Here is an 11,659-nt window from a genome sequence, read left to right on the forward strand (position 1 = left end):
GTTTATTGACCTTGCGCAGTCAGCGCTGCAGCGCGGATAAACGGTGCCGAGCCGGGGACCATCGGTTGCTGCGCGAACTGCTGATGCGCTTCCAGGTATTGATCGAGTCGAGCGTCGCGGATGATGTTGCCATCGGCGCCATCCAACGGAGCGGCCATCGCGACCGACTGGGTCGGGGCGTCGCCGTGCTGGATGACAGCGGCCGCTTGCATCGTCGCCCGCGGGGCACCGATATGCTGCAGTTGTGGCAAGACGATCCAACTCAGCGTAGCCGCGGCTGCGGCAACCGCCAAGCCCGGCAGCACGCGGCGACGCACGGCCCGCATCGGCAACAGCGACGAAAGACCACGCGTGCGGCTGCCCGCACTCGGTGCGAGCACGAACGGCTCCGCTTCGAGCCGTTGCGCGAACCCGCGCAAAAACGCCGAACTTGCAGCAGGATGCATCGCGAGATCGTCCGAACGCAGCGCGTCGCCAATCAAGTGATACTCCGACCACATGGCGCATTCCGCGCCGCTCAGCTCGGCAAGCAGATCTCCGGGTGACCCGGACCCGCCGCTTCGCCACTCACTGTCGACACAAGCGGAAATACGCTCGCCTCGCGAGCACACCTGCGATTGCTTCGAGACCGACCCCATGACGCTCCCCATCTCCGCTCCCATCTCACAAATACCCCGTAATCCACCACCCTTGCCGTGCCCTTTGCCGCGGTGGGCCCTACCAGCCAATCAGGTGTCCGATCAGGCAGCCGTCGGCCAGTTAACCAGTTAGCGCCCGACTACCAGCGTTTGCCCTCGGGCGTGTCCAGCAATGGACGCAATTTTGTTGCAATCGCCTCACGCGCGCGAAAAATCCGCGAGCGCACGGTGCCGATCGGGCACCCCATCATTTCCGCGATTTCCTCGTAGCTCAAGCCTTCGATTTCGCGAAGCGTAATGGCCACCCGCAGTTCCTCCGGCAACAGCGCCATTGCCGCGTTGACCGTCTGGGCGATCTGCTTGCTCATCAACATCGACTCAGGCGTGTTGATATCCCTTAGTTGATCGGCGTCCGAGAAAGTTTCCGCTTCTTCCGCATCGGCTTCGGTGGAAGTCGGTGCGCGGCGGCTTTGGGTCGCCAGATAGTTCTTGGCCGTGTTGACGGCAATCCGATACAACCACGTATAAAAAGCCGATTCGCCGCGAAACTGCGGCAACGCCCGGTAGGCCTTGATGAATGCGTCTTGAGCGACATCCTCGACCTCGGCCGGATCGCGCACGAGGCGTGAAATCAGCCGAATGATCTTGCGATGATACTTGGCAACCAGGAGTTCGAACGCAGCCTTATCACCTTTTTGCACGCGTTCGACCAGCACCTGGTCAATTTCTTTTTCGCTCACTGATTGGGTCCGTTTGCCTGAAAGGCGCAGGGTACGATGACAGGAGCGCTATTGTAGCGTCCCCATCACTGCGCGATGCGCCGCCTTGTGTAACCGCGGTTACCGCCGTTACAGATAACGGTGCGCAGCATGCCGCGCCCTTACCGCGAGTACGCGAAACGACTCGGCGTCGAGCGCATCGGCCGCAATGACGAGCGGCACGACGCGCCTATCGCCGTCCGGCTTGACGGCAATGACAATGACGCTGTTTGCCCACTGCGCGCAGCTCACGATCGACCCGCGCACGAGCATGTCGCCCGCGGCGCCGTACGCGACGATCCCGCCGGGATCGAGCCCCAGCGCGACAGGCTGGCGCCGCTCGTGCGCGCACGCCGCAAGCCACAACGCGGCAAACGCCGCGACGGCGAACGAGAACGCGCTCGACACACCGATGCGAGACGCGAGCGTAACGTAGACGTTAAACGCTGCGATGCTGATGAACGCGAGCATCGCCAAGCGCATCGCGACCGAGCGCCGCAGCGCGATGAGTGGCGGCAGCGTGAGGGCCGCCGCAGCGGGGGTACGATCGTTGACCAAGCGTTTTAGAAGCGTTTGAACACAAGCGTGCCGTTGGTTCCGCCGAATCCGAACGAATTCTTCAACGCGACATCGATCTTCGCGTCCCGTGCCGTGTTGGCGCAGTAGTCGAGGTCACATTCGGCGTCTTGATTGAAGATGTTGATCGTCGGAGGGGAAACCTGATGATGCACGGCAAGCACCGTGAAGACCGATTCCAGGCCGCCCGAGCCGCCCAGCAGGTGCCCTGTCATCGACTTCGTCGAATTGACGATCAGCCGCCGGGCCTGGTCCCCGAGCGCCCGCTTGATGCCGACCGTCTCGGCGAGGTCGCCCAGCGGCGTCGACGTGCCGTGCGCGTTGACGTAGTTCACCTCGTCAGCATTCACGTGCGCGTTGCGCAATGCGGCCAGCATACAGCGGCGTGCGCCGTCGCCGTCTTCGAGCGGAGCCGTCATATGGTAGGCGTCCGCGCTCATCCCATAGCCGGCGATCTCGGCATAAATCTTCGCGCCGCGCGCCTTGGCGTGCTCGTACTCTTCGAGCACCATCACACCAGCACCCTCGCCCAGGACGAAGCCGTCGCGGTCTTTGTCCCACGGGCGGCTCGCCGTTGCCGGATCATCATTACGCTGGGACAGCGCACGCGCCGCCGCAAACCCGCCAATGCCGAGCGGCGAGACCGTCGCTTCAGCGCCGCCCGCCACCATCACGTCCGCATCGCCGTACTCGATCAAACGCGAGGCTTCGCCGATGCAATGCAGGCCCGTCGTGCATGCCGTGACGATCGCGAGATTCGGCCCTTTCAAGCCGAACTTCATCGAAAGATGGCCGGAGATCATGTTGATGATCGACGCGGGAACGAAAAACGGCGAGATACGCCGCGGGCCACGATTGAGCAATTCGGTTTGCGTTGTCTCGATTAGCGGCAGGCCGCCGATGCCGGAGCCGACGATAACGCCGATACGCTCGGCATTGGCTTCGGTGACGACCAGCCCGCTGTCTTGCACCGCCTGCATCCCGGCCGCCATGCCGTAATGGATGAACGTATCCATATGGCGTGCTTCCTTAGCCGGAAGGTAGTCCTCGATGTTGAAGCCCTTCACTTCGCCAGCAAAGCGCGTCGAAAAGCTCGTTGCATCGAATTTGGTGATATTGGCGATGCCGGATTGGCCGGCCACCAGATTGGCCCAGCCGTCGGCAACATTATTGCCGACAGGCGATACCAGCCCTAGGCCTGTCACAACAACACGACGACGACTCACGGTAACCTCTTCTTCATAGGATGACAAAAGCAAAAGCCACAGCGGCCACAGGGACTTGCCCTGTGCGCCCTGTGGCTATGAATTCAGCGCTGGCGTCGACATCAAACGGAACACACGCGTCGAAGGCGACCGGCGCGAAAAGACGTGCGCGCCAGGCCTTATGCCTTGACGTTCGCGCGAGCGTAATCGATGGCTTGCTGAACCGTCGTGATTTTCTCGGCTTCTTCGTCGGGAATTTCCATGCCGAACTCGTCTTCGAGCGCCATCACGAGTTCAACCGTGTCGAGCGAGTCCGCGCCGAGGTCGTTCACAAACGAGGCCTCGTTTTTGATTTCGGCTTCCGCGACGCCCAGTTGTTCCGCGACGATCTTCTTGACGCGCTGTTCGATGTTGTCCATTACCCCTCCGAGGGAAAGAAGTTCAAAAATGCAAGTGCGCGCATTTTATCAGGTTTGGTTCCGCAAAAAAGCGCACGCAAGACTAGTACGGTGTTCGGTGCTGAGCGGCGCTGATGGGCCTGCGGATTCGCCCTCGTGGAAAGGCGCAAACCGCAGCGATGCCCGGTGGCATCGCGAGGATTTGCAACGCCGCCACGGGGGTGAAGCCGCGGCTCCATCGGTGCCGCTCAGCGCCGAACACTGTACCAACGGTAAGGCAGACGCAGTGGCTCGTTTTTCGGAGAAAAACATACCAAGGCGCGGATGGTACCTGAATTCGGTTACGACATGTACATGCCGCCGTTCACGTGCAACGTCGTACCCGTGACATAGCCGGCAAAGGGCGACGCGAGAAATGCCACCGCGTGCGCAATATCTTCCGGGCTGCCGAGCCGGCCGAGCGGAATCTGTGTCTTGAGGGCTGCCTGCTGCTCTTGCGCGAGCGCTTTCGTCATGTCGGTATCGATAAAGCCCGGTGCGACGCAATTGACGGTGATCCCGCGGCTGCCGATTTCCCGCGCAAGCGCGCGCGTCATGCCGGCCACGCCGGCTTTGGCTGCGGCGTAGTTGACCTGGCCCGCGTTGCCGGCCGAGCCCACCACTGACGTAATGTTGATGATGCGCCCGCCACGGGCCTTCATCATTGGGCGCAACACCGCGCGCGAAAGCCGGAAAACGGCCTTGAGATTGGTATCGATGACGTCATCCCACTCGTCGTCCTTCATCCGCATCGCGAGCTGGTCCTGCGTGATGCCGGCGTTGTTGACAAGCACGTTGAGCGCACCGAATTCCTTGATTATCGTTTCGATCAGGGTATCGACGGCGGCCGCATCGCGCACATCCAGCACGGCCCCACGGCCCGCGAGCCCTTCCGTCCCCAACGCTTCGTCGATGCCGTGGGCGCCGGCCTCGCTCGTTGCGGTACCGATAACCGTGGCGCCTTGCCGTGCAAGCTCGAGCGCGATCGCACGGCCGATGCCGCGCGAGGCGCCCGTCACGAGCGCAATCTGTTTATCGAGTGCTTTTTGCATGATCTGTCCGTGTAATACGCCGCCGTTCCCAGCCCGCTTTCGAGGCCGCAACGGTGCGCCGATGATCTCAATATCGGCGAAAAGCCGATGGCTACGTCGTGAGGTGGTGTCAGTCGGCGAGAAGCTTGAGCGTTTCGTCGAGCGAGGCCGGGTCGGTAATCGAGCCGACGACGAGCGTGCCGTCGATACGCTTCGTGAGCCCGGCAAGCACCTTGCCCGGGCCGCACTCGACGACATGCGTGGCACCCGTCTTGGCAATCGCCTGGATGCACTCGACCCAGCGCACCGGGCCCGCCGCCTGGCGCACGAGTGCGTCTTTGATGGCGGCCGGCTCCATCGCGGTAGCCACGTCGATGTTGTTGACGATAGGAATTTGCGGCACGCTGATTTCCACGCTGGCCAGATATTCGCGCAGACGGTCCGACGCAGGCTTGAGCAGCGACGAGTGAAACGGCGCCGACACCGGCAGCGGCAACGCGCGCTTCGCACCTTTGGCCTTCGCAAGCTCACATGCCTTCTCGACGGCCGCCTTGTGGCCCGCGATCACGACTTGCGCCGGCGCGTTGAAGTTTACCGCCTCCACAATGCCCCCGCCCTCGCGCGCCGCTTCGGTGCATACGGTGCGAACGGCGTCGTCGTCAAGGCCCAGGATGGCCGCCATGCCGCCCACCCCCACCGGCACCGCCGTTTGCATCGCTTGCGCGCGAAAGCGTACGAGCGGCACGGCGTCGCGAAAGGCCAGCGCGCCGGCGGCGACCAGCGCCGTGTATTCGCCGAGACTGTGGCCCGCGACGATGGACGGCGTCGCACCACCCGCCTCGCGCCATGCGCGAAAGAGCGCGTATGCCGCGCTCAGCATGACGGGCTGCGTGTTCGTCGTCAGATTCAGTTCGTCGGCAGGGCCCTCCGCAATCAGTTTGCCGAGATCTTGACCGAGCGCGTCGGACGCTTCCTGAAGCGTCTCGCGCACGATCACGCGATCGGCAAACGCATTCAGCATACCGACCGCCTGCGAGCCCTGCCCCGGAAAAACGAACGCAAATTTCATATCGCCCTCAAAGTGCTCAAATACCAAAGCCAATAGCTGAAACCCGTGGAATACGCGCGCGGCAGCGATGGCAGCCCTGTCAGGCCGCCACGCCGGCACACCGTGCCGAGCTCACCGTCGCATCAAAAACGAATGACGGACGCACCCCAGGTGAAGCCGCCGCCAACACCTTCGAGCAACACATTCTGGCCACGCTTGATGCGCCCGTCGCGCACGGCGATATCGAGCGCAAGCGGAATGGACGCTGCCGACGTGTTGCCATGCTCACCGACCGTCACGACCATGCGCTCCTGCGGCAACCCAAGCTTGCGGCAGGTGCTTGTCATGATACGGATATTGGCTTGGTGCGGAATTAGCCAATCGACCTGGCCGGATGTCAGATGCGCCTTCTCGAGCGCCTCGACGGCCACTTTCTCGAGCACATGTACGGCAAGCTTGAAGACGGCTTGACCATCCATATGAAGGAACGCATTGCCGGCAATCACGCCACCGTTCACATGCCCCGGCACGCAGAGAATGCCGGCATGGTTGCCGTCGGCGTGCAGTGCGCTCGCGAGCACGCCCGGCTCCTCGGATGCGGACAGCACGATGGCGCCAGCACCGTCGCCGAACAGCACGCACGTCGTGCGATCGTCGAAATCGAGGATACGCGAGAAGGTCTCCGCGCCAACGACGAGCGCGGTGCGATGCTGGCCGCTGCGGATCAGCGCATCGGCCATCGAAAGCGCATAGACGAAACCGGAGCAAACGGCTTGCACATCGAATGCCGCGCCTGCGTTTTTGATCTGCAGCTTGCTTTGCAGCAGGCACGCCGTGCTCGGGAAGACGAAGTCAGGCGTCGACGTGGCAACAATGATCAGATCGATCGATTGAGGATCGATGCCCGCGGCCTCGATCGCCCGCTGCGATGCGGCGAGCGCCAGATCGCTCGTTGACTCGTCGGGCGCCGCGAAATGACGCGCATGAATGCCTGTGCGCGCGACGATCCATTCGTCGCTCGTTTCGACGCCGCGCGTCGCGAGACGATCCGCCAGCGCTTGATTCGTGACACGGTTGGACGGCAGGTAGCCGCCTGTGCCGAGCACGCGGGAATAGAGTTTCGATTGGACCATTATGCTTTCGAGGATACCGCAGCGTAGGGCTCGTCGGGACGCCCGGTCGGATTCGCGTGACCCGCGCCCCCCGCCGCGCGTGCCGCTTGCTCGAGCGGGTAGGCGTTTTCTTCCATGGCGCGCGCAAGGCGCTCGAGGACGCCATTTTTGACGGCATCATACCCGCGTTTGATAGCCCACTCAAACCCATAAGCGTCCGCGGAGCCGTGACTCTTGATGACAAGGCCGCGCAACCCGAGCAGCGCTGCTCCGTTGTACTGCCGATGATCGACACGCTTTTTGAAGCGCATCAGAACAGGCAGTGCCAAGAGCGCCATCAGCTTCGTGATCGGCGAGCGGCCAAACTCTTCGCGAATGAAATCGGAGAGCATCTGCGCCAAGCCTTCCGACGTCTTCAAGGCCACGTTGCCGACGAAACCGTCGCAGACGATGACGTCCGTCGTGCCCTTGTAGATGTCGTTGCCTTCCACATTACCGTAAAAGTTGAGCGTGCTCGCGCGTAGCAGTTCGCCCGCGCGTTTGATCGTCTCGTTGCCCTTGATGACTTCTTCGCCGATATTGAGCAAGCCGATCGTCGGCCGCTCCTTGCCCTCAAGCGCCGATACCAGCGCATGCCCCATTTCGGCGAATTGAAGCAAGTGCTGCGGCTCGCAATCGACGTTGGCGCCGAGGTCAAGCATCATCGTATAGCCGTGCGGGTTCGGCAGAGCCGAGGCAATGGCCGGACGCTCGATACCGACCAGCGTCTTGAGCACGTAACGCGACACGGCCATCAAGGCGCCGGTGTTGCCCGCCGATACACAGGCTTGCGCCTGCGCCTCTTTCACCAACGTGAGCGCCACGCGCATCGACGAATCTTTCTTCTTGCGCAGCGCCACTTCCACCGAGTCGTCCATCGCAACGACCTCTGACGCCGCCACCACGCTAAGCGCAGCAAGGTTTTGCGCCTTATGCTTTTTCAGTTGCGCGCGAATCGGGGCTTCGAGGCCGACGAGCACCAGATGGGCGTCCGCGTGCGAGCGAACGAAGCTGACGGCGGCGGGCACCGTCACGGCGGGCCCGTGGTCGCCACCCATGCAATCGATCGTGAGCTTTATAGTCATGGACTGCGACGAATTTCAGGCACAAAAAAGCGGCAGTTGAATGCCGCCTTCTCGTTGCGCCGGGAAAATGTCAGACAAGCCGCCGGCCATGCGAGACACGGCCAAGCCAAGCAAGCATCGCACTTGATGCGATTAGTCGTTTTTCGTCTTGACGACTTTCTTGCCGCGATAGTAGCCATTCGGGCTGACGTGGTGACGCAAATGCACTTCGCCGGTGCTCGGCTCGACGGCCAGCGGCGCTGCACTCAGGAAATCGTGCGAGCGGTGCATGCCGCGCTTCGACGGCGACTTCTTGTTCTGTTGGACTGCCATGGTAACTCCTAAAAATTTTCGGGATTCTAACACAGCCCGACCGGCGAAACGCCACTGGCCATCCGGCCTGCGCGCCGCATCGCGCTACGACTCATGCGACGATTCAGTGCTTTTTACCGCCTGCACCGTCGCCGCGCTTTAACGCTTCGAGAGCCTTGAACGGGTTAGGCTTGCCGCCCGCGTCATCGCTTTCGCCGCTTTCGCTACCTTCACCATCTGCTTCACCGTCATCAGCCGAACCGTCCGACTCAGCCAACTCGCCCGCCGCACCCGACGCCAGGCTTTCGTGCACCTGGGGACAGACTTCGTGCTTCGGCACGAGCGGCAGCGAGAGCAGCAGTTCTTCTTCGATTAGATCGATCAGATCGAACTGTTGCGAGCCGACGATCACGTCAAGTTCTTCGTCGTCGAGCGGGTAGGCCTCGGCTTGCTCTTCCGTCGCAACCAGCCGGTACGTGGCGTTGACATCGAACGCTTGCTCAAACGGCGTCAGACAGCGCTGACACTCGAGCCACGTCGTGCCATGCACCGCCAGCCGCAAATACGGCTGCGCGGCTTCGCTTCCGTCGTCTTGCAACTCCGGCTGAGTACTGCCCTCGGCTTGCCACGTAAAGACGGCATCGCGCTCTGGCGCGTCGGCCGGCACTTCGTTTAACATGCGCGGCAGTTGCGAGAGGCGCACCGCGCCGGCAGCCTGCCGTGCACTGCGGGCGAACTCGAAGACATCGAACTCGCGAGGACGAATGGCACTGACAGCACCGTGCCGCTCGTCGTTATGCTTACCGACATCTTGACTCATGAGCCCGCTCCTCGCGTCTTGCAGCCTTGCACGGTGTTCCAGGGCTTGGCACACGCAAACCGTGAAAAGTCGGCAACTATATCCGTTTTACCGTTTCGAGTCAAACACTTAAGCCGCATTCGTTTTAGCGGTTCAGCGACCCACATCCTCGACCATGCCCGCCACTCCCTCCCAACCGCCGCGCCTGATTCTCGCCTCCAGCTCGCCCTACCGGCGCGCGCTGCTCGAACGGCTGCGCATACCGTTCGACGTCATTGCGCCCTCGCTCGACGAAACGCCACACGCCGGCGAAAGCCCGGCCGCCACTGCGTTGCGGCTAGCCGAAGCCAAGGCCCGCGCCGTCGCCACGCGTGCCGGCGCGCTGCTCGTCATCGGCTCCGACCAGGTGGCAACATTCGACGGACGCCAGATCGGCAAGCCGGGCAATCACGACAACGCCCTCGCGCAATTGCAGGCGATGCGTGGGCGCACCGTCGAATTTCATAGCGCGCTTTGTCTTTTCGACAGCGCGCGCGGCATCGCTCAGACCGAAGACGTCGTCACGCGCGTGCGCTTTCGCGAGCTGCCCGACGCCGAGCTCGACGCCTATTTGCGCGCCGAGATGCCCTATGACGTCGCCGGCAGCGCGAAATCGGAAGGCGCCGGCATTGCCCTGCTCGATGCGATAGATTCGGACGACCCCACCGCGCTTGTCGGCCTGCCGCTGATCGCGTTGACGCGAATGCTGCGGAGCGCCGGTTTCCCGCTCTTTGGCATCGACGCGAAAGGCGGTGCGCAATGAGCGGCGTCCTTTATCTGATCCCGAATGCACTCGGCGACGGCGACGCTGCCGCGCTCGCGACGGTGCTGCCCGCGAGTGTGATCGCACGCGCGGCAACGCTTGGCTACTACATCGGGGAGAACGCGAAAACCACGCGCGCGTTCTTGAAACGCGTAGGTGCCGAGCAGCCGATACAGGACATCGAGATTCGCGAGCTGAACGTGAAGACGCCGGCGGGCGAAATCGACCGTCTGCTCGCCCCGGTGCTGGCCGGCCGCGATGCGGGCCTCGTCTCGGAAGCGGGCTGCCCGGCCGTCGCCGACCCGGGCGCACTGCTCGTGCGGCGTGCGCACGAGCGCGGCATCAAGGTGGTGCCGCTCGTCGGGCCGAGCTCGATTTTGCTCGCGCTGATGGCCTCGGGACTCAACGGGCAGCACTTCGCGTTTCACGGCTATTTGCCGGTCGACGCGGCGCAGCGCACCAAAAAGCTGCGCGAACTCGAAGCCCACTCTCGTCAGGCCAACGAGACGCAGATTTTCATCGAGACGCCCTATCGCAATCGGGCTTTGCTCGACGCACTGCTGGCCGGTTGCGCGCCATCGACGCTCGTCGCCGTCGCCGTCGACCTCACGCTCGAGACGGAAACCATCGTCAGCCGGCCGATCTCGGCTTGGAAAAAAAGCACGGCCACCCTGGAGTTGCACAAGCGGCCCGCCATCTTTCTGATGCTGGCAAACTGAGCGCGCAGGTCAGCGGGCAACGCCTGTTCGTCAATGCAGGCGCACGCCAGCCGCCGCGATCGAGCGAACGGCCGCCGTACCCATCGCAGTGCCGAATTTACGGGCAATACGATCCGGAATGCTTTCTTTCACAGTGAAGTCGACGACGTGCGGCGCCTTGATGATGTCGCGCGCGACATGACCGGTGTCGCCAAAGCCGTCCGCAAGACCCAGTTCGACGCTCTTTTCGCCGGTCCAGAAAAGCCCGGAAAAGACGTCCGGCGTCTCGTGCAGCCGCTTCCCACGCCCCTCGCGCACGGCATCGATGAATTGCTGATGAATCTGGTCGAGCATTGCCTTCGCGTGCTCGTTCATGGCCGGTGTCTCTGGCGAAAACGGGTCGTAAAAGCCCTTGTTCGCGCCCGACGTGTGCAAGCGCCGCTGGATGCCCAACTTATCCATCAATCCGGTAAAGCCGAAACCATCCATCAGCACGCCAATCGAGCCAACGATGCTCCCGCGGTCGACATAGATCTTGTCGCCCGCCGCGGCAATGTAGTAGCCGCCCGACGCGCAGATGTCGCCCACGACGACGTAAAGCGGCGTCGACGGATACTTCGCCCGCAAACGGTGAATCTCGCGATAGATCATGCCCGCCTGCACCGGGCTGCCGCCCGGGCTATTGATTTGCAGCACGACACCGGCAGTATCGGTGTCCGCGAAGGCGCGACGCAATGCCGTGCCGACATCGTCCGCGTTCGCGCTGGTGTCCGAGGCAATTTCGCCGTCGATGGTGACGAGCGCCGTATGCCGGCCCGTCACGGCCACTTTGTCGCCCGAGACGTCCATCAGTTGGAAAGCGATGAACAGCAGTACCGCTAAAAACGCCAGTCGAAAGAAGATCTTCCACCGACGCGCGGCACGCTGCTCCTTGACGGCGGCGAGCGCCACCCGTTCGAGAACGGCGCGCTCCCAATTGGGCTCGCGGCTGCTCAAAGCGGCGGACGTGGTTGACGGCGGGTGGAGTTCGGCGCGCTCGCCGGATTCAGGGGTAGGGTTATCGGCCATGCATCAATGGTCAAACGATTAACAAGAAGTGGAAGCGGCTAAAAGCCAAAGCAAAGAGCTTCGCCGCAGCAG

General features: G+C 62.7%; 14 protein-coding genes. 2 read left to right on the top strand and 12 right to left on the bottom strand.

The genetic code is table 11. From position 1 onward, the window contains the following. Positions 1-2: 2 nt before the first annotated feature. From ACSQ20_RS13815 to ACSQ20_RS13865, 11 genes are all read right to left on the bottom strand, one after another. The gene (locus ACSQ20_RS13815; RefSeq protein WP_436023099.1) at positions 3-638 is read right to left on the bottom strand and encodes a sigma-E factor negative regulatory protein; all 636 of its coding nucleotides are present in this window, start codon (positions 636-638) and stop codon (positions 3-5) included. Positions 639-778: 140 nt separating this feature from the next. Further along, the gene (rpoE, locus tag ACSQ20_RS13820; RefSeq protein WP_436020839.1) at positions 779-1,378 is read right to left on the bottom strand and encodes an RNA polymerase sigma factor RpoE; all 600 of its coding nucleotides are present in this window, start codon (positions 1,376-1,378) and stop codon (positions 779-781) included. A gap of 108 nt (positions 1,379-1,486) precedes the next feature. Beyond that, complete coding sequence (locus ACSQ20_RS13825; protein WP_436020841.1) at positions 1,487-1,954, bottom strand: hypothetical protein; 468 nt, start codon at positions 1,952-1,954, stop codon at positions 1,487-1,489. A 5-nt stretch (positions 1,955-1,959) separates the two neighbouring features. Continuing rightward, positions 1,960-3,198, bottom strand: a complete 1,239-nt coding sequence (gene fabF / locus ACSQ20_RS13830; protein ID WP_436020843.1) for a beta-ketoacyl-ACP synthase II — start codon at positions 3,196-3,198, stop codon at positions 1,960-1,962. Positions 3,199-3,356: 158 nt separating this feature from the next. After that, positions 3,357-3,596, bottom strand: coding sequence for an acyl carrier protein (gene acpP, locus ACSQ20_RS13835; protein ID WP_004197638.1), 240 nt, complete (start codon positions 3,594-3,596; stop codon positions 3,357-3,359). Between the two features lie 320 nt (positions 3,597-3,916). Continuing rightward, the gene (gene fabG, locus ACSQ20_RS13840; RefSeq protein ID WP_436020848.1) at positions 3,917-4,666 is read right to left on the bottom strand and encodes a 3-oxoacyl-ACP reductase FabG; all 750 of its coding nucleotides are present in this window, start codon (positions 4,664-4,666) and stop codon (positions 3,917-3,919) included. 109 nt (positions 4,667-4,775) lie between these two features. After that, positions 4,776-5,714: an ACP S-malonyltransferase gene (gene fabD, locus ACSQ20_RS13845; protein WP_436020850.1), complete on the bottom strand. Its 939-nt coding sequence runs from the start codon at positions 5,712-5,714 to the stop codon at positions 4,776-4,778. A 122-nt stretch (positions 5,715-5,836) separates the two neighbouring features. Continuing rightward, positions 5,837-6,826, bottom strand: coding sequence for a beta-ketoacyl-ACP synthase III (locus tag ACSQ20_RS13850; RefSeq protein WP_436020852.1), 990 nt, complete (start codon positions 6,824-6,826; stop codon positions 5,837-5,839). Further along, the gene (gene plsX / locus ACSQ20_RS13855) at positions 6,826-7,929 is read right to left on the bottom strand and encodes a phosphate acyltransferase PlsX (RefSeq protein WP_436020854.1); all 1,104 of its coding nucleotides are present in this window, start codon (positions 7,927-7,929) and stop codon (positions 6,826-6,828) included. The genes ACSQ20_RS13850 and plsX overlap by 1 nt, the downstream gene beginning before the upstream one ends. Positions 7,930-8,061: 132 nt before the next feature. Continuing rightward, a complete protein-coding gene (gene rpmF / locus ACSQ20_RS13860) occupies positions 8,062-8,241 on the bottom strand; it encodes a 50S ribosomal protein L32 (RefSeq protein WP_074263835.1) in 180 nt (59 codons plus the stop codon). A gap of 103 nt (positions 8,242-8,344) precedes the next feature. Then, the gene (locus ACSQ20_RS13865; RefSeq protein WP_436020856.1) at positions 8,345-9,040 is read right to left on the bottom strand and encodes a DUF177 domain-containing protein; all 696 of its coding nucleotides are present in this window, start codon (positions 9,038-9,040) and stop codon (positions 8,345-8,347) included. Between the two features lie 154 nt (positions 9,041-9,194). Here ACSQ20_RS13865 and ACSQ20_RS13870 point away from each other — a divergent pair, with 154 nt between their 5' ends. Further along, complete coding sequence (locus tag ACSQ20_RS13870; RefSeq protein WP_436020858.1) at positions 9,195-9,821, top strand: Maf-like protein; 627 nt, start codon at positions 9,195-9,197, stop codon at positions 9,819-9,821. Beyond that, positions 9,818-10,540 carry an SAM-dependent methyltransferase gene (locus tag ACSQ20_RS13875; RefSeq protein ID WP_436020860.1) on the top strand — a complete coding sequence of 241 codons (723 nt, stop codon included), beginning with the start codon at positions 9,818-9,820 and terminating at the stop codon, positions 10,538-10,540. Before ACSQ20_RS13870 ends, ACSQ20_RS13875 begins: the two co-directional genes overlap by 4 nt. 30 nt (positions 10,541-10,570) lie before the next feature. Here ACSQ20_RS13875 and ACSQ20_RS13880 read toward each other — a convergent pair whose 3' ends face one another. Then, complete coding sequence (locus ACSQ20_RS13880; protein ID WP_436020862.1) at positions 10,571-11,587, bottom strand: S49 family peptidase; 1,017 nt, start codon at positions 11,585-11,587, stop codon at positions 10,571-10,573. Between the last annotated feature and the right edge of the window lie 72 nt (positions 11,588-11,659).

Origin of the sequence: Trinickia sp. LjRoot230 (assembly GCF_964253315.1) — a bacterium.
Classification (GTDB): Bacteria; Pseudomonadota; Gammaproteobacteria; order Burkholderiales; family Burkholderiaceae; genus Trinickia.